The 20,206-nt window shown below is 58.1% G+C and carries 16 protein-coding genes; 10 read left to right on the plus strand and 6 right to left on the minus strand.

What is annotated here, in order from left to right:
• Positions 1–51: 51 nt before the first annotated feature.
• Positions 52–915: a phospholipase gene (locus AABM55_RS14370; RefSeq protein ID WP_347929944.1), complete on the minus strand. Its 864-nt coding sequence runs from the start codon at positions 913–915 to the stop codon at positions 52–54.
• 304 nt (positions 916–1,219) lie between these two features.
• Here AABM55_RS14370 and AABM55_RS14375 point away from each other — a divergent pair, with 304 nt between their 5' ends.
• On the plus strand, positions 1,220–2,056 hold the full coding sequence (locus AABM55_RS14375; RefSeq protein WP_347929945.1) for a phospholipase: 837 nt from the start codon (positions 1,220–1,222) through the stop codon (positions 2,054–2,056).
• 62 nt (positions 2,057–2,118) lie between these two features.
• Here AABM55_RS14375 and AABM55_RS14380 read toward each other — a convergent pair whose 3' ends face one another.
• Positions 2,119–3,414 (minus strand): glycosyltransferase, encoded by a 1,296-nt coding sequence (locus AABM55_RS14380; RefSeq protein WP_347929946.1) that lies wholly within the window; start codon positions 3,412–3,414, stop codon positions 2,119–2,121.
• Here AABM55_RS14380 and AABM55_RS14385 point away from each other — a divergent pair.
• Both AABM55_RS14385 and AABM55_RS14390 read left to right on the plus strand, forming a co-directional pair.
• The gene (locus AABM55_RS14385) at positions 3,413–3,577 is read left to right on the plus strand and encodes a hypothetical protein (protein WP_347929947.1); all 165 of its coding nucleotides are present in this window, start codon (positions 3,413–3,415) and stop codon (positions 3,575–3,577) included. The genes AABM55_RS14380 and AABM55_RS14385 overlap by 2 nt on opposite strands.
• A 17-nt stretch (positions 3,578–3,594) precedes the next feature.
• Entirely contained in the window at positions 3,595–4,473 is an 879-nt protein-coding gene (locus AABM55_RS14390) for a GntR family transcriptional regulator (protein ID WP_054597198.1), read from the plus strand.
• Between the two features lie 2 nt (positions 4,474–4,475).
• Here the strand turns inward: AABM55_RS14390 and AABM55_RS14395 are convergent, their stop codons facing one another.
• Positions 4,476–4,838, minus strand: coding sequence for a response regulator (locus tag AABM55_RS14395; RefSeq protein ID WP_347929948.1), 363 nt, complete (start codon positions 4,836–4,838; stop codon positions 4,476–4,478).
• A gap of 179 nt (positions 4,839–5,017) precedes the next feature.
• On the opposite strand from AABM55_RS14395, the gene AABM55_RS14400 reads away from it, so the two are divergent.
• From AABM55_RS14400 to AABM55_RS14415, 4 genes are read left to right on the plus strand one after another with little or no spacing between them, the layout of a single operon-like run.
• A complete protein-coding gene (locus AABM55_RS14400; protein ID WP_347929949.1) occupies positions 5,018–8,485 on the plus strand; it encodes a response regulator in 3,468 nt (1,155 codons plus the stop codon).
• Positions 8,486–9,307 (plus strand): protein-glutamate O-methyltransferase CheR, encoded by an 822-nt coding sequence (locus tag AABM55_RS14405; protein ID WP_054597201.1) that lies wholly within the window; start codon positions 8,486–8,488, stop codon positions 9,305–9,307. It begins immediately after the preceding gene.
• Positions 9,297–10,511 carry a hybrid sensor histidine kinase/response regulator gene (locus AABM55_RS14410; RefSeq protein ID WP_054597202.1) on the plus strand — a complete coding sequence of 405 codons (1,215 nt, stop codon included), beginning with the start codon at positions 9,297–9,299 and terminating at the stop codon, positions 10,509–10,511. The genes AABM55_RS14405 and AABM55_RS14410 overlap by 11 nt, the downstream gene beginning before the upstream one ends.
• A gap of 44 nt (positions 10,512–10,555) precedes the next feature.
• The gene (locus AABM55_RS14415; protein WP_054597203.1) at positions 10,556–10,933 is read left to right on the plus strand and encodes a response regulator; all 378 of its coding nucleotides are present in this window, start codon (positions 10,556–10,558) and stop codon (positions 10,931–10,933) included.
• A 23-nt stretch (positions 10,934–10,956) separates the two neighbouring features.
• On the opposite strand, the gene AABM55_RS14420 is transcribed toward AABM55_RS14415, so the two are convergent.
• Entirely contained in the window at positions 10,957–12,012 is a 1,056-nt protein-coding gene (locus AABM55_RS14420; protein ID WP_054597204.1) for a HEAT repeat domain-containing protein, read from the minus strand.
• 175 nt (positions 12,013–12,187) lie between these two features.
• Between AABM55_RS14420 and AABM55_RS14425 the strand changes: the two genes are divergently transcribed.
• Genes AABM55_RS14425 through AABM55_RS14435 form a run of 3 tightly spaced genes read left to right on the plus strand, consistent with a single transcriptional unit; the run spans position 12,188 to position 15,483 of the window.
• Positions 12,188–14,323, plus strand: coding sequence for an FUSC family protein (locus AABM55_RS14425; protein WP_054597205.1), 2,136 nt, complete (start codon positions 12,188–12,190; stop codon positions 14,321–14,323).
• Entirely contained in the window at positions 14,313–14,513 is a 201-nt protein-coding gene (locus AABM55_RS14430; RefSeq protein ID WP_054597206.1) for a DUF1656 domain-containing protein, read from the plus strand. The genes AABM55_RS14425 and AABM55_RS14430 overlap by 11 nt, the downstream gene beginning before the upstream one ends.
• Before the next feature lie 4 nt (positions 14,514–14,517).
• Positions 14,518–15,483 carry an HlyD family secretion protein gene (locus tag AABM55_RS14435; protein ID WP_347929950.1) on the plus strand — a complete coding sequence of 322 codons (966 nt, stop codon included), beginning with the start codon at positions 14,518–14,520 and terminating at the stop codon, positions 15,481–15,483.
• Positions 15,484–15,602: 119 nt separating this feature from the next.
• Here the strand turns inward: AABM55_RS14435 and AABM55_RS14440 are convergent, their stop codons facing one another.
• Complete coding sequence (locus AABM55_RS14440; protein WP_347929951.1) at positions 15,603–17,024, minus strand: efflux transporter outer membrane subunit; 1,422 nt, start codon at positions 17,022–17,024, stop codon at positions 15,603–15,605.
• Positions 17,021–20,200, minus strand: coding sequence for an efflux RND transporter permease subunit (locus AABM55_RS14445; RefSeq protein ID WP_103314534.1), 3,180 nt, complete (start codon positions 20,198–20,200; stop codon positions 17,021–17,023). Before AABM55_RS14445 ends, AABM55_RS14440 begins: the two co-directional genes overlap by 4 nt.
• Between the last annotated feature and the right edge of the window lie 6 nt (positions 20,201–20,206).

Genomic DNA, 20,206 nt, shown 5'->3' on the forward strand with positions numbered 1-20,206 from the left:
TCTTCAAGAAAGGGACACCAGTCTTGAGATACGCGCCTGGCGCTAGCACGATCAGCGCATGCTGACGGCCTTCATACTGTTGGCTATCCAGCAATAACGAACAATTTCGGACTCTTCGACAAAGTCGGTGTTGATGATGCAGCAGCGACTCACCCAGTCCCGTGATTGATGAAACCAGTCGTTGATAGAGTGCTTGATGTCCACGGGACCTCCAAGAAACGAATAACTGGTGGCTGACAGGGACCATAGAAAATCGCCGGAATGCTCAGTATTCAATGTGTTGGCAATGTGGCTGCGCAAATCGTCGATATCAGTGAATCCCTTGTCGCTCCACTTGTGAACAACTCTTGGCCAGAACGTAGTTTCATCAAGATCATCCGGCCCGTGGGCGGCCAGCACTAGCCTGCGATGAGGGCTGGCTCGCTTCAGTTGCCCGATGGAGAGGTGCGATTGTGAAAATGGAATGGTTGTGTGTCCCAGCCGCCTCAAGAGCAAGGCGTTGAACTTTTTATAGTCGAAGGCGTGCTTGCCACCCGCCAGAAGGTGAAAATCAAGCACGATGAACTCGTTGGGATTGCGTTGAAGAAACGCCAGAACGGCGTCGATAAGTTCATCCAGGACGCGATGAGACTCCAGGCCATTGTGGTGAAAATAAAAGATATCCTGATCGTGCCCCGGCTTATACCCCAGGCGTATATCGAACGCTCTGACGCCCTGGGCCAGTTGCCAGGAAAATGTATCGTTTTGACAGGTTGTCCAATGGCCGATAACCACGTCGTAGTTAGGGGCCTTTTTATCCATGCCGCAATTGTGGGCGCCTGGCCAGATAATGTCGGTTAACTTCAGGGTGTCAATATCCAGGACTTCGTTCATCCAGGTCTGTTTGTTTAAATGTCCTGCAGTGTTTCGTGGCATGTGTGCTCCTGCTTTTTGTTACACGTGTCAATCCGTAGACGCGCGGTATGTATTTTGGGTGTTGAGTGCTGAGCCTTTGCGGACGCAGGCTGTACATAACAAGATAAGTGCAGTGTGTGCCGGGTGACAGCTACTACGATCCTTTTGTTACGTAGGAATACGCTGGCGGCACAGTAATATATTGTCAATCTTGATGTTGTTGGGTGAGTGGTTAGCGGGCGTGTATGCGGATATAAAGACAGCGAAAGTTGCGAAGAGCACATTGTCATGCTGCGCGCAAAAACACATACGTAATGGGTGAAATATGGCTAACGAATTTTATAAATGGATGACCGGCATGCCCGCCCTCGACGGCTTGACAGTGGGGGAGTTGGTATTGCCAGGCGCTCACAATTCGGGCGTCGACAAAAAGGCTTCTTATGCCGTTCCGGGCGTCAGCCACTGGGCAGCCTGCCAGAATAATAGTTTTTACTATCAACTGGTCAATGGTGCCCGGGCACTTGATCTCAGGCTTGAGTATGACGGCAAGGGCGGCTTCTGGTTTCAGCACAATGGATATCGATCTTCTCGGGCCCTGGAAGATCTGATCATGGCCGTGGACAGGTTCCTTGAGCAAAATCCCGATGAGTTCATTGTCTTGAACTTCCAGCAACTAAGCTCCGATAGCAGTCCATTCGACGTAAAGGAATTTTCCCGACTGCTGACGCAACACTTGGGAGGACGGGTGATTCCCCCCGAAAATCGTTACTTGACGTTGGGGGAACTAAAAAGAACCAGTCCATTTCAACGTGTCATGCTGGCGTCTTATGGGGACGTTGATCGCAGTTACTTCAATTGGGGACTCAGAGGTGAGTGGGCGGGGATAGACTTCGCCAGTGTCGCTGATGTGAAGGTGTTTATTACCAAGACCATAGCGTATCCAAATGGTGTTGGGATGCCATGGTCATTGTCCGCCACGAGTTACGGGTTGGCACAAGGGCCTGTGAATATAACCACTCATTTGAACGAGTGGTTTGACCCGGCTCGCAATGAGAGGGTGTTGAATTGCAGTGTGATCAATGTCGATTTCTTTGAAGAGTCGGCGCTGGTTGCTCATTGCATGAAAGCCAATCTTATGAAGGCGAAAGCGAAACAAAAGTGATGGTCTTTTGTTTCGGGCTCGACTGAAAAGTCAGCATGAACGACCCGCGGGTTAACGAATGCTTATCCGTTATTGCGGTTTTTTTCTTCAATCCACTGCGACATATATTGAGTGCTCTTGTGCTGATGATGCCGCAGCATACTGCCGATAAAGTTATCGTTGCGCTGTTTCAACAGGTTTTCGCGGCAACCCGTCAGTCGATCAATCAATGCCGGGCCATGAACGCGCTGCTGGTAACGATCGGCCAATAGTTTGATGCCGGCGGTTTGAGCAAGGGTCCACTGCGTCTTGTCTTGATACAGGAGCACAGCTGCATCGGCAAGGCTCTGGGCGCTTTCGGCGATCGCACCCGGCCAAGGCATATTCCCCGACATACCTTCGGCACCGACCGGCGTGGTGACATTCGGTGTGCCGCACAGCATGGCGTCGACAATCTTGCCCTTGATGCCAGCGCCGAAGCGCAGCGGAGCCAGGCAGATGCGTGCCGCGGACATGACCTGCAAGGCGTCTTCGGCCCAGTTCATCACGTGAAACCCCTGGCTCGGGTTGTGCAGCGCGGTCGCCTTTGGCGGCGTATAAGCGCCATAAATATGCAGTTGCGCACCGGGCAGTTGTTGCCGGATCAGTGGCCAGAGGGTGGTTTTCATCCAGAGCACGGCGTCCCAGTTCGGCGCGTGACGGAAATTGCCGATGCTCAGGAAGTGCGCACGGTCCTCGAAGGGTGTGAACGGCTGAGTGAGCGGGTCGATCATCAACGGGCACCAGTGCAGCAACTGGCGCGGCAGTTTGAACTGTTCGATCAGCAGCTCGATTTCCACTTGCGAGATCATCAGGTTCAGGTCACAGCGCAACAGCGCGGCTATTTCACGCTTGGCCAGATCGGTATCGGCCATGAGCTCGAACTCTTCACGCAATGCCGGGGCGAACAACTCGCTGAAGTCATTGGCGTCGTCACTGGCCTTCAGGCGGTCCTTGAGCCGCTGGTGACGGGCATGTCGCAAGCTCTGCAGATCAGAGGTCTCAAGTACGCGCAAGGCGTCAGGGCAATGTTTCTCGACACGCCAGCCGAACTGTTCTTCCATCATGAACTGATCGAACAGAACGATATCCGGAGCCAGATCGCTGACGAATGTATCAAAGCTGCTGTTGTTCAGCTCGATGGGGACTTCACGAATGCCCAATTCCGCTAGGTCGGCCTTGTGTTCGCCGACACCGGCCGGGCTGCTGAACGTGATATCCCAGCCTTGCTGTAAAAACGTTTCAAGGATTTGCATCACGTGTCCGCTGGCTGCGGACGAGCGCGGCTCGGGCCAGACGTAACCAATGACCAGGACTTTGGTTGCGCGGGGCTGACTCATGAACGGGATTTCCTTGATGCAGGCAGAAGACTGGGGAGAAACGCGGGGCGCAATTAAACCACAGCTGATGGTGTTTATTGTGCCCGGCAATCGCCCAACGGTGCCTTATGCGCTTGTATTGACTGGAAGTTTGCCGATTCATGAGTTAGCGTCTGACAGCTGATTCATGGACGTTTTTCGATGACCCAACCCACCGCACTCCAGACCAAAGTCGCTTCGCAGATTCTCATGGCGATCCGGTCTGGTGAGTTAACCCCCGGCAGTCACCTCAAAGAGGTCGAACTGGCCGAGCGCTTCGGCGTGTCTCGCTCGCCGATTCGCGGGGCGCTGGTCTACCTGGCGCAAGAGCAGGTGATCGGACGCTTGCCCCATCAGGGTTATTGCGTGCTGGATACACCGCTCAGCGATGAGCTGGCCAAGGTCAGTCTGCCGATCGGTGAGGATGAGGAGCTGTATCAGCGGCTGATTGATGATCGACTGGCTCAGGCGATTCCCGATCAGGTGATGGAGAGCGATCTGTTGCGTCGTTACGGTGCCAGCAAAGCGGTATTGCGCCGTTGCTTGCTGCGGTTGTCCGACGAAGGTGTGATGCAGCGCAAACACGGGCACGGCTGGATGTTTTTGCCCACCTTGGGCTCGGCCGAAAAGCGCTTCGAAAGCTATCGCTTCCGCATGCTCCTGGAACCCGCGGGCTTGCTCGAACCGACCTTCAATCTGCCGCGTGAACGCTTGCAGCGTTGCCGTGAGAAGCAGCAGGCACTGCTCGAAGGCACTCCCGACAGCCTGAGCTTTTTCGAAGCCAACGCCGAATTTCACGAGTTACTGGCTGCCGCGTCCGGCAATAGCTTCATCCTGCAAACCGTGCAGCAGCAAAACCGCCTGCGCCGGCTGACCGAATTTCATACCGTGTCGAACCTGGAACGGGTTCGCACCTCCTGCCGTGAACACCTGGAAATTATCGATGCGCTGGAGCAGGGCGATCGGGAATGGGCGTCGACCTTGCTGTACCGGCACTTGAAAGTGGCCAGTACCTTGAATGAAGTGCGCAAGAAAAGCTGAGCTCAAGCCGTAAGCATGCTCAGGACCTTGTCGCGCAACTGCTCGATAGAGAACGGCTTGCCAATCACCGACATGCCCTCCGGCACTTCAATACTTTCCGCATAGCCACTGGCAAACAGTATCGGCAACGCCGGGTGCAGTACCCGCGCTTGAGCGGCCAGCTCCCGGCCATCCATCTCCGGCAATCCCACATCGGTCATCAGCAGATCGATGATTTGCGCGCTATCGTTGAGCAGGGCAAGCGCTGCTTTGCCACTGTCGGCCTCCAGCACCTTGAACTTCAGTTCTTCCAGTACGTCGACGATCAGCATGCGCACAATGCTATCGTCTTCGACTACAAGGATGGTGGGCGCTGTGGCGGACATGGTGGTGGCTCTCGGAAGAAGGCGGTCGGTCACAGGTTGATTGTAGTTACCGGCGTGAGTCGACAGGGTAACCGTTCTCTCTGAATCATGCTGAGCGACGCAAGAAATTCAAATAAAAGATCCAAGGGGCGTTTATGGAGCAAACTCCTTCACTTACGACGGTTCACCAAGGCCATCCAATGACTTCTTCGTCTTCGGTTGATGAGCAAGGTTTTCGCAAACTGTTGAGCCGCAATGTCAGCTTGCCGCTGGGTATGGGTGTGCTGAGCGCGGTGTTTTTTGTCTCTTTGATCACTTATCTGTTGTCGGTGATCCAATGGCTCGAGCACACGGACCGGGTGATCAATAACGCCAACGAAGCGTTAACGCTGACCGTCGACCTGGAAACCGGGATGCGTGGTTTTCTGTTGTCCGGTGACGAGCATTTTCTCGATCCCTACGAAACAGCCAAACCGAGGATCATCGCTGCGCTCAAGACCTTGCAGGAACTGACGGCCGATAACCCGCCGCAGGTTGATCGCCTGCGCAGGCTCGAGGCGTTGCAGGTGGAGTGGAACGATTACGCGCAGACCATGATCGACTTGCAGCACCGCAGTGGTGATTACCGGGCGGCCGTGAAATCCGGCCGCGGTAAGCGACTGACCGATGAAATCCGCAAGCAGTACGAAGATGTCATCGACATGGAGCAACAGTTGCGTATCACGCGCAACGAAGGGGTTCGACGCACGACGATCTGGAGCATTTCCCTGTATCTGCTGTTGGTTGCCGGTATCAGTGGTTTGCTGGCCTACGTCGGTCGTCGCGATTTGCTCAGCCTGTCGCAAAAGTACAGCGCCAACCTCGCGGCGCAACAGAGCAGCGCGCAACGTCTGGAACAACAAGCCTGGCTGCGCAATGGCCAGACCGAATTGGCGGAACAGGTGCTTGGGCAACTGACGTTAAATCGGTTGGGACGCAATATTCTGCAGTTTTGCGCGCAATACCTCGGCAGCGCCGTCGGCGCGATTTACGCCAAAGAAGAGCACGGAGGCCTCACGCGCATCGCCTCTTATGGTTTCTCCCGCGAGCAGGAAGGGCGCGAGCAAGCGATCAACAGTGGCGAGGGCATTACCGGCCAGGTGGCACAACAAGGTCGGCTGATTCGTCTGGATGAAGTACCCGCCGGTTATTTCAAAGTCAGCTCGGGGTTGGGTGAGGGCGTGCCGTGCAGTGTGCTGGTGGTGCCGACCCGTGATGACGATCGGGTCAACGGGGTCATCGAACTGGGGTTTCTGCGTGCCCTGACCGAGCGCGATGTCGAGTTGCTGGAGCTGATAGCCGGGAATATCGGCACCTCCATCGAAGCGGCGCGTTATCGCCAACGATTGCAGGAAGTACTCGCCCAGACCCAGCAACTCAATGAAGAGTTACAGGTGCAGCAAGAAGAACTGAAGACTGCCAACGAAGAGCTGGAAGAACAGTCGCGGGTGCTCAAAGAGTCGCAATGGCACCTGGAGACTCAGCAGGCCGAGCTTGAGCAGACCAACGAACAGCTAGCCGAACAGCGCGATGCGATGGATCGCAAGAACGGTGAGTTGAATCAGGCCCAGGTACAACTTGAGGAGCGTGCGCAAGAGTTGCAGCGTTCCAGCCAGTACAAATCCGAATTCCTCGCCAATATGTCCCATGAACTGCGCACGCCGTTGAACAGTTCGTTGATTCTCGCCAGGTTGCTGGCAGAGAACCCACAACAAAACCTCAGCGCCGAACAGGTGACATTTGCCGAGTCGATTTATTCGGCTGGCAACGATTTGCTCAACCTGATCAACGACATTCTCGATATTTCCAAGGTCGAGGCCGGCAAGCTTGTAATACGCCCGGAGAACACCAGTGTCGCGCGGCTGGTCGATGGCTTGCGCGGCATGTTTGAACCGTTGGCAGCGGACAAACGTCTGGCGTTCAACCTCGAACTGCAAGCGGATGCGCCGTTGACGGTGTTCACCGATCGTCAGCGTCTGGAGCAGGTGCTCAAGAACCTCTTGTCGAACGCTATCAAGTTTACCGAAAAGGGTAGCGTCAGCCTGACGGTGGCCAGGCAGACGGGCGAGGGCATTGCTTTTATCGTTCGTGACTCGGGCATCGGTATTGCCAGCGATCAGCAGGAAAGTATTTTCGAGGCCTTCCGTCAGGCCGATGGCAGTACCAACCGTCGTTACGGTGGCACGGGGCTGGGCTTGTCGATTTCCCGTGACCTGGCAGCGTTGCTCGGCGGCTCGATCAGCGTCATCAGCGAGCCGGGGCAGGGCAGCTCATTCACGCTGGTGTTGCCTGTGCAGTATGTCGACCTCGGCGATGAGCCGCGTGAGCTGCTGAAGATCGTACCGGTCGTCGCAGCTCCCAAGGTGACTGCCGCGCCTGCACCGCTGATCGTCGAAGCGAAGATTCCGCGCTTTGCGGATGACCGTGACAAAGCGCCGTTCACTCGCCGTTGCATGCTGGTAGTGGAAGATGAAGTGAACTTCGCACACATCCTCTTCGACCTGGCTCACGAGCTGGGCTATCAATGCCTGGTGGCTCACGGCGCCGATGAAGGGTACGACCTGGCGAAACGCTTCATGCCGGATGCGATTCTGCTGGACATGCGCCTGCCGGACCATTCCGGGCTGACGGTGTTGCAGCGCCTGAAAGAACACGCCGAAACCCGGCACATCCCGGTTCACGTGATTTCCGTCGAGGACCGTGTCGAGGCCGCCATGCACATGGGCGCCATCGGTTATGCGCTCAAGCCGACCACCCGCGAAGAGCTCAAGGACGTATTCGCGCGACTGGAAGCCAAATTGACGCAAAAGGTCAAGCGCGTGCTGCTGGTGGAAGACGATGACCTGCAACGCGACAGCATTGCCCGGCTGATCGGTGACGATGATATCGAGATCACCGCTGTCGGACTGGCCCAGGAAGCACTGGACCTGCTGCGCGAGACGATCTATGACTGCATGATCATCGACCTGAAACTGCCGGACATGCTCGGCAATGACTTGCTCAAGCGCATGTCCACCGAAGATATCTGCTCGTTCCCGCCGGTGATCGTCTATACCGGGCGTAACCTGACCCGTGATGAAGAGGCGGATCTGCGCAAGTATTCACGCTCGATCATCATCAAGGGCGCGCGCTCGCCAGAGCGCCTGCTCGACGAGGTGACACTGTTCCTGCACAAAGTCGAATCGCGGTTGTCCCATGAGAGGCAAACGATGCTCAAGACTGCCCGCAGCCGCGACAGGGTCTTCGAAGGCCGCAAGGTGCTGTTGGTGGATGATGATGTGCGCAATATCTTTTCCCTCACCAGCGCGCTGGAGCACAAGGGCGCTATCGTGGTGATTGGCCGTAACGGTCGTGAAGCGATCGAGAAACTCAATGAGGTGGATGACATCGACCTGGTGCTGATGGACGTGATGATGCCGGAGATGGACGGTTTTGAAGCCACCCTCGAGATCCGCAAGGACCCGCGCTGGCGCAAGTTGCCGATCATTGCGGTGACGGCCAAGGCCATGAAGGACGATCAGGAGCGCTGCCTGCAAGCCGGTTCCAACGATTACCTGGCCAAGCCCATCGACCTGGACCGCCTGTTCTCGCTGATTCGCGTGTGGTTACCGAAGATGGAACGTATCTAAGTGGAGAGAAATACCGACATTGAGCTGCGGTTGCTGGTCGAAGCGATCTACCTCAAATACAGCTACGACTTTCGTGATTACTCCGGCGCTTCGATCAAGCGCCGGGTCAATCACGCCTTGCATCAACTCGAATGCAAAACCATTTCCGCGCTGCAGGAGCGGGTGCTGCACGACCCGACGGCGTTCATGCAGTTGCTGCAATTGCTGACGATTCCGGTCAGCGAGATGTTTCGCGACCCGGCGCACTTCCAGGCCATTCGTCAGGAAGTGGTGCCGCTGCTCAAGACCTATCCTTCGATCAAGATCTGGATTGCCGGGTGCAGCACGGGCGAAGAGGTCTATTCGATGGCCATTCTGCTGCGCGAAGAGGGCTTGCTGGAGCGCACCATCATTTACGCCACTGACATCAACCCACGCTCGCTGGAAAAGGCCAAACAGGGGATCTTTTCGCTGGCGAACATCCGCGCCTACACCCATAACTACCAGCAGGCCGGTGGTCAGTGCTCGTTCGCCAACTACTATACGGCGGCGTATGACCACGCGATTTTCGACAAGACCCTGTGTGAGAACGTGACTTTCGCCGATCACAGCCTCGCGACTGACAGTGTCTTTTCAGAAACTCAATTAATTTCATGTCGCAATGTATTGATTTATTTCAATAAAAAATTACAGGATCGTGCCTTCGGGCTGTTTCATGAGTCGCTGTGTCATCGTGGTTTCCTGGTGCTGGGCAGTAAGGAGACCCTGGACTTCTCGACCTATGGCAAGCAGTTCGAACCTTTGGTCAAACAAGAACGGATCTACCGCAAGCATGCTGAGTAATATCCAGGCCAAATTGCTGATCGTCGACGATCTGCCAGAGAACCTGCTGGCGCTCGAAGCGCTGATCACCCGTGAAGACCGTACGGTGTACAAGGCGCTATCCGCGGACGAAGCCTTGTCATTGCTGCTGCAACACGAGTTCGCCATCGCCATTCTCGATGTGCAGATGCCCGGCATGAACGGCTTCGAACTGGCCGAACTGATGCGCGGTACCGAGAAAACCCGGAGCATTCCGATTATTTTCGTCAGTGCGGCCGGGCGAGAGAGTCATTACGCGTTCAAGGGTTACGAAAGTGGCGCCGTGGACTTTTTGCATAAACCGCTGGATATCCACGCGGTGAAAAGCAAGGTCAACGTGTTTGTCGACCTGTACCGGCAGCGCAAGGCAATGAATCTGCAGGTCGAAGCCCTGGAGCAAGGCCGTCGTGAGCAGGAGGCGTTACTCAAGCAATTGCAGGCCACGCAGAGCGAGCTGGAGCAGGCCGTGCGCATGCGCGATGACTTCATGTCGATCGTCGCTCACGAGGTCCGTACACCGTTGAACGGGCTGATCCTCGAAACCCAGCTGCGCAAGATGCACCTGGCCAGGGACAATGCTGCGGCGTTTACCCTGGACAAGATGCACGCGATGGTTGATCGCGATGAGCGGCAGATCAAGAGCCTGATCCGCTTGATCGAGGACATGCTCGATGTGTCGCGGATTCGCACCGGCAAGTTGTCCATTCGCCCCAGCCGTTTTGACCTGGCGCAGTTGACGGGTAACCTGTTGCAGAGTTTTGCACCGCAGGTGGAGTCTGCCGAGTCGTCGGTGACGTTTGTCGCTCCGCTACCGGTGGAAGGCAATTGGGATGAGTTTCGCATCGAGCAGGTGGTGTCCAACCTGCTGACCAACGCCCTGCGTTACGGTGCCAAGCGTCCGATCGAGGTTCGCGTGTACAGCCAGGACGGTGAAGCGCGGATGGAGATCAGGGACCAGGGGATTGGCATCAGTGAGGAAAACCAGAAACGTATTTTTCAGCAGTTCGAGCGTGTGTCGGCGAAAACCGTGGTAGCCGGACTGGGTTTAGGGCTATTTATTTCCGAGCAAATCGTCGCCGCCCATGGCGGATCCATCACTGTTGAGAGCAAGATTAATCAAGGTTCGTTGTTTCGTGTTTGCCTACCGCTGCAGGAAAACAGACAAAGCAACGCAACCTCTGCGTGACCGAAGGGTCGTATCAGCAGCTATTGACCGAACAAAGGCTTCCCATGAGTGAAGATGCACAAGACGTCGTATTGATCGTTGAAGATGACCCCTCGATCCTGATGGTACTGGTCGCCTATCTGTCGGGTGAGGGCTATCGGGTTTTGCAGGCTGTAGATGGCGAGCAGGCTTTCGAAATTCTCGCGAGCAAACCGCACCTGGATATGATGATCACCGATTACCGTCTGCCCGGTGGCATCTCCGGCGTACAGATTGCCGAACCTGCGGTGAAGCTGCGACCTGAACTCAAGGTGATTTTCATCAGCGGTTACCCGCAGGAAATTCGTGAGTCCGGCAGCCCGATCGCGCAAAAGGCGCCGATCCTGGCCAAGCCGTTCGATCTCGACGAGTTGCAGGTCTTGATGCACGAAATGCTTTCGTAAGCTCCGCTCCTGCGGTCTATCGTTTACAGGCCCTGCTGCAACGCCGGGTCATCCGGATTCATCTGCTCAAGTTGTGCCAGCAGCACCTGAACGTTCTGCAGCTGGCCACTTTCCTTCCAGTAGTTGATCAACGTGACTCGCGCCTTGCGATCGGCCGGGTGACGCTGAACGATTTCCTGAAGCTGCTTTTGTGCGGCTTCGAGTTCTTCCTGGCCGTGCAAGGTGGTTGCCAGGTCGTAGCGGTATTCCCTGTTGTCGGGCGCAAGTTCTACCGCTTTTGAAAGACCGAGCAAGGCCAGCTCGTTTTGTCCGTGATGCAGCAACCACAACCCTAAAGCATGCTGCAGGTAAGCGGAGTCAGGTTGGGCCTGCAACTGTCTGGCGAGCATTTGTTGGGCAGCATCGGCCTGGCCCTGTTTATCCAGTACCTCGATCTGCATCACCAGCGCGGGCAAGTTGCCCGGGTCCAGGCGCAAGGTCTGATCGAGCGCCTGCTGTGCTGCTTTCACTTCAGCGTTGTGCAGGTGCAGGCGAGCCAGTTGGTATTGGGTCTCGGCGCTTTCAGGCTGACTATTCAGCGAGTGCTCGTATTCATCGATGACCTGCTGCAAAGGGCCGAAGTACAACCCCAGATCATCCGGCGAAAGCCCCAGCAACGCGTTCGCGGTGGCAAAACGCACGACTTGCTCGTGGTCGTCGAGCAATGGCCCGAGCAACAGGCTGCGTTGACCATTGGGCACCAGCCCGACGATGCTTTTGATCGCCGCCTGGCGAACCTCGACCACAGGGCTTTGCAGGTCGGCGTCTGCCAGTTTCAGTGCCTGGGGGCTCGGATAATTCGCCAGTTCGGCATGCAACAGGACACGGCGCGTGTCCGACAAGTCCGGACGTGCCAACTGCTGATAGAGCACTCGCGCCGCACCGGGTTGGCCGTTGCGGGCCTTTTCCATGGCGTCGTGATAGCCCTGCTTGATCGCAGGGGGCACCTCTGGCGTCGTACTGCGCAGAGAAAACCAGGCAATGCCGACGGCAAACAGGACTAGCAGGCTGATGTACAGGTAGCGGCGAGGCATGGGCATGCAGGAATCCGGAATCTGACAGTGTTTGCAAAGCTGCCAGCATCGGTCAGCTGGCGCTGCGAGTCAAACCCGGGACGTGGTTAAAACCATACTTGATGGGCACATATCGAGCTGAAACCTCTCACGTGTCGTCGCAGTGACTACGCTTGCTGGAGACGACTCGACGAGTGTTTCCATGCAAGCGTTGCTGCAGTACTTCAAGGCGATCCTCCACCCCGGTCCCGGGGTGTTGCTGTTTGCCTTGAGAACGATCACCGCCGGGCTGCTGACACTGTACCTGGCCTTTGTGTTTGACCTCGACCAGCCCAAATGGTCGATCATGGCCGTGGTCATCGTCAGTCAGCCCCTGGCCGGGATGGCGCTTGCCCGCAGTTTTGGCCAGGTCATCGGCACCACGCTGGGTGCGGCCGTGGCCGTGGTGATCATGGCGATCTTCCCCCAGGCGCCGGTGCCTTTCGTGATGACGTTGTCCCTGTGGCTGGCGCTGTGCACCGCCGGTGGCACCTTGTTGCGCTACACCAGTTCCCAGGCATTTGTGCTCAGCGGCTATACGGCAGTAGTGGTGGGGCTGCTGGCAGTGCCTGATCTGGAGGGCACCTTCCTGTTGGCCGTGACCCGCGTGACCGAGACGTTGCTGGCGGTTGCCTGTGTCTGTGTGGTCAGCCTGCTGACCGCGCGTCCGGAGGCTGTGGCCAAGGATTACTTTGCCAGGATCGATCAGGTGATCAAGCTGCTGGCAACCCATGCCAGCGCGGTCATTCGAACCGAGGAAAGCGAGGAAGACTTCCACCGTCGGCAAATGCAGCTACTTGGGCAGATCAGTGCGCTGGAGGGGGTACGCCGGCATTTGTATTACGACGCGCCGCGTTTGCGCAGTGCCGACGACCTGGTGCAATTGCTTGGCAATCAACTGCTGTTGCTGACCGCGCGGCTCACCGCATTGCGCCATCAGCGCGAGCTGTTGCTCGAACGCTGGGAAGGCGAGATCCCTGCCGAAATCCAGCATTTGCTGAACGAAGAGCTGACCTTTCTCGATGAACTGGCCCGGCAGGGGCGCGCGCTGTCCAGCGAGCAGCGGCACCAGTTTGCGGCATTGCAACAGCGCTTCGATGCACTGGCCTACCGTTCGGAGCAACTGACCGAGCCCTTGAAGGCCACCTTGCGCTCGCTGTCATGGTCACTGCGTTGGGAACAGGCGCGAATGCTCCAGCAGCTTGAAACGATTCTGGAATTGAGCGATGCGATCCAGAGCGGACGCAAGGCCAGTAGCGTGTTTCGCGGTCAGGCCAATCCACTGCATCTGGATTTCACCCTGGCGACGATGAACGCCATCCGTGCGTTCTGCGCACTGATGGTGGCTGGCCTGATATGGATCGAAACCGGTTGGGACGGCGCCCGGGGCGGGATGATTGTGGCGGGGATCCTCTGCTCGTTGATGGCGACGTTTCCCCGCCCGTTGTTGGCTGCCCAGAGCTATGCCCGGGGCTTGGGTCTGGCGCTGGTGGTGTCGGCGCTGCTTGAATTTGCGCTGGTGCCGATGATCAGTAGCTTCGAGCTGTTGGCCCTGTTGCTGGCGCCATTGCTGTATGCCGTTGCGGTGGGGTTGTCCAGCCCGCCAACCACGGGGACGGGGATCGGGCTGGGATTGTCGACATTTCTGTTATTGGGCCCGCAGAACACCGGATTGGGGCAGAACACCGCGATCCAGTGGTTTGAATTTGCTGGCGCTTACACCTGCGCCACCGTGCTGGCGTTGAGTGTGTATGCCTTGATCTTCCCCTTCAGGCCCGTTCTGCGTATTCGCCGGCTGCACCAGGAAAATTGCGAGCAGGTCTATGCCTTGCTGAAAAAACCGGCCACGGATGAAAACCAGTTTGCCTTCGAGAGTCGTCTGGTCGACCGTCTGACCACGATGCTGGGGCTGTTGCCAGCCATCCAGGACAAGCCTGCGCGTGACCTGTTCGAGGTCAGCCTCGGCTGTCTGGCCCTGGGCATTGCCTTGAACCAGCTCAGGCAGCAGGGGCAGAACAACCTGCTACTGAGCCCGCAGACGCAAACCCGGTTGTTTGCCACCGTTCAGGAAGTCGGGCGGCTGGTTGCCGGTCGGCCGAACATCGAAGTGGATCGCGTGATTGACAGCCTGCACGCCTTGGGCGATGAGCTGGACGCGCTGCACTGCAGCGTCCATGAACACCTGTGGTCAGTGTTTCGCATGCGTGTGGCGTTGTTGATCGTGGTGTCGTTCCTGGAGCGCCACCGTGGCCACTTTGAGCCTGTCACCTTGCAAGGAGTACCTGCGCTTGACCATTGATCTGGAAATAGGCGGTGTCTATCTGCCGCCGATTGCCCAGGCGCTGCTGCTGGGCTTGCCGATTTTCCTGGTGCTGGACTGGTTCCTGCGGCGCCTCGGCGTATTGCAATTCGTCTGGCATGAAGCCTTGTTCGAAGGCGCGTTGTACGCCTGCGTGTGCGCGATGTTGATACTGGCGATGGGAGCCTGATGCCTTGAAGAAGATTCTTGCCCAATTCTCGACACTGGCAGTGGTCGTGCTGGCTTTTGTGCTCGGCTGGTTTGCCTGGGAGCATTACACCCGCGCACCGTGGACCCGGGACGCACGGGTGCGTGCCGATGTGGTGACTTTGTCCGCCGATGTTGCGGGACGCATCGTCCGCCTGGGTGTGCAGGATAACCAGCATGTGGAGAAGGGGCAGTTGCTGTTGGAAATCGATCCCTCGCGTTACGCCCTGGCGGTGGAACATGCCAAGCGTTCGGTCGAAGTGGCGAAGGCCTCGCTGGGGCAATCGCAAGCCACCATCGTTGCCAGTCAGGCGCTGCTCAAGCAGCGTCAAAGCGAGGAGCAGCGTCGACGGACTCTCAAGGAACGCATGGCGGTCTCTGGCGAAGAGTGGGAAAAATCCAGTACCGAGGTGTCGGTGGCCCAGGCCGATTTGCTGCGCAGCCAGGCCAACCTGGGTTTTGCCCAGGCCAATGTGCAACTGGCCATCGCCGCATTGGCCGAGGCTGAACACGATCTGCAGCGCACTCGGGTCGAATCGCCGGTCAGTGGCTACGTCACCAATCTGCTGACGCGGCAGGGCGATTACGCGACCGCGGGCGGGCCGCTGGTGGCGCTGGTGGACAGCGACTCGTTTTATGTCAGCGGCTACTTCGAAGAAACCAAGCTGCCGCGAATCGCGGAGGGTGACCGGGTCGACATCGAACTGATGAGTGGCGAACGTTTTGGCGGCACCGTGCAAAGCATCGCTTTCGCCATTGCCGACCGGGAGAACCTGCCCGGCGGGCGTTTGCTGGCCAACATCAACCCAAGCTACACCTGGGTCAAACTGGCGCAACGGGTGCCGGTACGGATTCAGATCGACGCCGACTATGCCGGCAAAAACACGCTGCGTGCCGGGACCACGGCTACGGTGACTGTCCAGGAAACCCGCAAATCCGACGATCACCGCTAACACGGGGGAATGTGGGGAATCACCATTGTTTGCAGGCAAAAAAAGCCCCGCGACCGAATGAGACGCGGGGCAAAAAATTTGGTTGGTTGCGGCCAACCAAAGGAGCTCTTGAAAAGGGGTTACCTGCTGGCGACCGTCTCGGGTTGCCAGCCACCGCCGAGGGCCTTGTAGATGGCGACGATGCCACGGTAAAGATCAACCTCGGCCTGGGCCTGGGAATCCTCGGCGGCCAGGCGCTCACGTTGTGCATCGAGCAGCACCAGGAAATCCACGGTGCCTTCGCGGTAGCGAATTTGCGCCAGGTCAGCCGCAGCACGGCTTGACTCACTCTGACGAATCAGCGAGATCAGGCGCTGTTGACGTTTACCGTAATCGGAGAAGGCGTTCTCCGATTCTTCCAGCGCTAACAACACTTGCTGCTCGTAGGTCGCCAGGGCGCCTTCGGCGTTAGCATCGGCTGCCCGTAAACGAGCGCGCACGCTGCCCAGGTCGAAGGCGGCCCAGGTAATGCTTGGGCTGAGCGCCCAGGCGCTGGCTGCCGACGAGCCGATCTGCGAACCACGCCCGGCGGTGAAGCCGAGGAAACCGCTGAGGCTGACCCGTGGGAACAGATCGGCCTTGGCCACACCAATTCGCGCGGTGGCGGCGGCCAGCTTGCGTTCGGCACTGCGGATATCCGGACGGCGTTGTAGCAGCTCACCCGGATCACCAATCGGCAAGGCCTTGGCAATCGCCGGCAAGTTGGCCGGGCTGAGGTCGACGGTCAGTTTGTCCGGTCGTTCACCCAGCAGGGTGGCGATGCGGTTGCGTTGACGCACCTGCACTTCTTGCAGTTGCGGCACGCTGGCTTCGACGGAGGCAAGGCGGGCATCGGCGCGAACCACATCGAGCTGATCGCCGACGCCGGCATCACGCAGGCTCACGGTGATTTTGCTCGACTCTTGCTGGTTCTGCAGGTTGGCCAGCGCGATTTTTTCCCGCAGTTGCGCACCGCGCAGTTGACCGTAAGCGTCCACCAGTTCGGCAATCATGCTGACTTGCAGTTGATGCAGATCGGCTTCGGCTGCTTGTTGATCGGCATCGGCGGCTTCCAGATTGCGCTGGATGCGCCCGAACAGATCCACTTCCCAGGCCATGTCCAGGCCCAGGTCATAGCGTTCGCTGTTGACGCGCTGAGTGGTCTGGCCGGGAATCTGGCCTTTGGCCAAATCACTGCTGGCGCGGCTGGTGACGTTGGGTGTGGTCTGGGTGGCCGCGTCATCACGGAACGCCCGAGATGCCTTCAAGCGCGCATACGCCACTCGCAGATCACGGTTGCCCTGCAACGACTGGGTCACCAACTGATTGAGGATCGGGTCATCGAACTGCTGCCACCAGACACCTTCGAAGCGTGCGCGGTCGAAGTTCTTCTGACCGTTGGCGCCATCGGTGGCGGCCGTGATGTTGGCCGCCTCCGTTGCCGGGGTCTTGTAGTCCGGGCCGACGGCACAGGCACTCAGGGCCAGTACCAGCAAGCTCGGCAGGAAGACTTTCAGACTCATTGTTGCGCCTCCAGTTTCAGGGCCTTGGCCGCTTTGCGGGCATCGCTGCGTTCCACAAAACGACGGATCAATACGTAGAACACCGGCGTCAGCAACAGACCGAAGAAGGTCACCCCGAGCATCCCGGAGAACACCGCCACACCCATGGCGTGACGCATTTCTGCACCGGCACCGCTGGAGAACACCAGAGGCACCACGCCCATGATGAAGGCGAAGGAGGTCATCAGGATCGGCCGCAGACGCAGACGGCAGGCTTCCAGTACCGCGCTGAGCGGGTCCAGGCCTTCCTCTTGCTTGTCCTTGGCGAACTCGACGATCAGGATCGCGTTCTTGCAGGCCAGTCCTACCAGAACGATCAAGCCGATCTGGGTGAAGATGTTGTTGTCGCCACCGGAGAGAATCACCCCGGTAATCGCCGACAGCAGGGTCATCGGGACGATCAGGATCACCGCCAGCGGCAGGCTCCAGCTCTCGTATTGCGCGGCCAGTACCAGGAACGCCAGCAGTACGCAGAGCGGGAACACGAACAGCGCGGTGTTGCCGGACAGAATTTGCTGGTAGGTCAGGTCGGTCCACTCGTAGGTCATGCCGTTAGGCAGTTCGTCCTTGAGCAGTTTTTCGATGGCCTGTTGCGCTTGGCCGGAGCTGTAGCCAGGGGCTGCGGCGCCGTTGATTTCAGCGGTGATAAAGCCGTTGTAGTGCATCACGCGGTCCGGGCCCGAGGTGTCGCTGACCTTGATGAAGGTCGCCAGCGGGATCATCTCGCCTTTGTTGTTGCGCACTTTCAGCTGGCCGATCTGGTCCGGTTCGAGGCGGAACTGCTGCTCGGCCTGAACGTTGACCTGATAGGTGCGACCAAAGCGGTTGAAGTCGTTGGCATACAACGAACCCAGGTAGATCTGCAGGGTGTCGAAGATGTCGCTGACGGCCACGCCGTGGGTCTTGGCTTTTTCGCGGTCGATGGCGGCATCGACCTGTGGCACGTTCACGGTGTAGCTGGTGAACAGCCCGGCCAGTTCCGGCACGCTGCGGCTCTTGGTGATGATGTTCATGGTTTCTTTGTACAGCTCGTCATACCCCAGGTTGCCCCGGTCTTCGATCTGCAGGCGGAAACCACCGATGGTGCCCAGGCCTTGTACCGGCGGCGGCGGGAAGATCGCCATGTAGGCTTCCTGAATCCCGGCGTACTGGCCGTTCAAGGCTCCGGCAATGGCACCAGCCGATTGGCTTGGGTCTTTGCGTTGGTCGAACGGTTTCAGGGTGACGAACACGATGCCGGCGTTAGGGCTGTTGGTGAAGCCGTTGATCGACAGGCCAGGGAAGGCCACCGCGCTTTCCACGCCAGGCTGTTTCAGGGCCAGGTCGGACATGCGCTTGATCACATCTTCAGTGCGGTCCAGGCTCGCCGCGTCCGGCAGTTGGGCGAAGGCCACCAAGTATTGCTTGTCCTGGCCGGGCACGAAACCGGTTGGCGTGTTCGAGAAGCCGAGGAACGTCAGCGCCATCAGGCCGGCGTACAGCAGCAGGGCGATGCCGCTGCTGCGGATCACACGAGCCACAGTGCCGACATAACCATGGCTGGCACGATCAAAGAAACGGTTGAACGGACGGAACAGCCAGCCACCGAAAATACCGTCGAGGACCTTCGAGAAACGGTCCTTGGGCGCATCATGACTTTTGAGCAACACGGCAGCCAACGCTGGCGAAAGGGTCAGCGAGTTGAAGGCCGAGATCACCGTGGAGATCGCAATGGTCAACGCGAACTGCTTGTAGAACTGCCCGGTCAACCCGGAGATGAAGGCCGCCGGGATAAACACGGCACACAGCACCAGCGCGGTGGCGATGATCGGCCCGGTTACTTCACGCATGGCGCGCTTGGTCGCTTCGACCGGTGTCAGCCCGAGGCCGATATTCCGTTCGACGTTTTCCACCACCACGATGGCGTCGTCGACCACGATACCGATGGCCAATACCAATCCGAACAATGACAACGCGTTAAGCGAGAAGCCGAACAGGTGCATCACGGCGAACGTACCGATCAACGACACCGGCACCGCCACCAACGGAATAATCGAGGCACGCCAGGTTTGCAGGAACAGGATCACCACCAGCACAACCAGAATCAGTGCTTCGAACAGTGTGTGCACCACCGCTTCGATGGAACCGCGAACGAAAATCGTCGGGTCATACACGATGCTGAAGTCCATGCCTTCGGGGAAGCTCTTCTTCAGCTCGGCCATTTTGGCGCGCACTTCGTTGGAGATCTCGATAGCGTTGGAGCCTGGACGCTGGAAGATCGGGATCGCCACGGCCGGTTGGTTGTTCAGCAAGGAACGCAAGGCGTACTGGCTGGAGCCGAGTTCGACGCGAGCAATGTCCTTGAGGCGAGTGATTTCACCGTTTTCACCAGAGCGAATAATGATGTTCTCGAACTCTTCCTCGGAGACCAGGCGACCTTGGGTGTTGACCGAGAGCTGGAACGCGGTGGCGTTCGGTGCAGGTGGCGCACCCAGGGCACCGGCGGCAACCTGGCGGTTCTGTTCGCGAATCGCGTTGACCACATCGGTCGCAGTCAGGTTGCGCGAAGCGGTCTTGTTCGGATCGAGCCAGACCCGCAGCGAATAGTCGCCCATACCAAACAGTTGCACGTCACCGACGCCGCCCAGCCGCGCCAGCTCATCCTTGATGTTGAGCAAGGCGTAGTTGGACAGGTAGAGCATGTCGTAGCGCTTGTCCGGCGAGGTCAAGTGCACAACCATGGTCAGGTCGGGCGAAGCCTTGTCCACCGTGATACCGATCCGGGTCACTTCGGCGGGCAGCTTGGGCTCGGAGCGGGTGACACGGTTCTGCACCTGAACCTGTGCGTTGTCCAGGTCGGTGCCCAGCGCAAAGGTGATGGTCAGGGTGATCTTGCCGTCAGCGGTGGACTGCGAGGACATGTACAGCATGTTCTCGACGCCGGTAATGGCTTGCTCCAGCGGAGCGGCCACGGTTTCACCGATGACTTTAGGGTTGGCACCCGGGAAGTTGGCGCGGACCACCACGGTCGGTGGCACGACTTCCGGGTATTCGCTGATCGGTAGCTGGAACAGCGAGATGCTGCCGGCGATCAGGATCAGCAGCGAGAGCACCGCTGCGAAGATCGGCCGTGAAATGAAGAATTGGGAAAAATTCATCGGAGT

This window comes from Pseudomonas helvetica (assembly GCF_039908645.1).
Lineage (GTDB): Bacteria > Pseudomonadota > Gammaproteobacteria > Pseudomonadales > Pseudomonadaceae > Aquipseudomonas > Aquipseudomonas helvetica.

Excerpts from the sequence above, each read along its gene's own strand:
- AABM55_RS14370 (WP_347929944.1), bottom strand. The coding sequence starts at position 915 with ATGCCACGAAACACTGCAGGACATTTAAACAAACAGACCTGGATGAAC.
- AABM55_RS14375 (WP_347929945.1), top strand. The coding sequence starts at position 1,220 with ATGGCTAACGAATTTTATAAATGGATGACCGGCATGCCCGCCCTCGAC.
- AABM55_RS14385 (WP_347929947.1), top strand. The coding sequence starts at position 3,413 with ATGAACGGGATTTCCTTGATGCAGGCAGAAGACTGGGGAGAAACGCGG.
- AABM55_RS14380 (WP_347929946.1), bottom strand. The coding sequence starts at position 3,414 with ATGAGTCAGCCCCGCGCAACCAAAGTCCTGGTCATTGGTTACGTCTGG.
- AABM55_RS14390 (WP_054597198.1), top strand. The coding sequence starts at position 3,595 with ATGACCCAACCCACCGCACTCCAGACCAAAGTCGCTTCGCAGATTCTC.
- AABM55_RS14395 (WP_347929948.1), bottom strand. The coding sequence starts at position 4,838 with ATGTCCGCCACAGCGCCCACCATCCTTGTAGTCGAAGACGATAGCATT.
- AABM55_RS14400 (WP_347929949.1), top strand. The coding sequence starts at position 5,018 with ATGACTTCTTCGTCTTCGGTTGATGAGCAAGGTTTTCGCAAACTGTTG.
- AABM55_RS14410 (WP_054597202.1), top strand. The coding sequence starts at position 9,297 with ATGCTGAGTAATATCCAGGCCAAATTGCTGATCGTCGACGATCTGCCA.
- AABM55_RS14415 (WP_054597203.1), top strand. The coding sequence starts at position 10,556 with ATGAGTGAAGATGCACAAGACGTCGTATTGATCGTTGAAGATGACCCC.
- AABM55_RS14420 (WP_054597204.1), bottom strand. The coding sequence starts at position 12,012 with ATGCCCATGCCTCGCCGCTACCTGTACATCAGCCTGCTAGTCCTGTTT.
- AABM55_RS14425 (WP_054597205.1), top strand. The coding sequence starts at position 12,188 with ATGCAAGCGTTGCTGCAGTACTTCAAGGCGATCCTCCACCCCGGTCCC.
- AABM55_RS14440 (WP_347929951.1), bottom strand. The coding sequence starts at position 17,024 with ATGAGTCTGAAAGTCTTCCTGCCGAGCTTGCTGGTACTGGCCCTGAGT.
- AABM55_RS14445 (WP_103314534.1), bottom strand. The coding sequence starts at position 20,200 with ATGAATTTTTCCCAATTCTTCATTTCACGGCCGATCTTCGCAGCGGTG.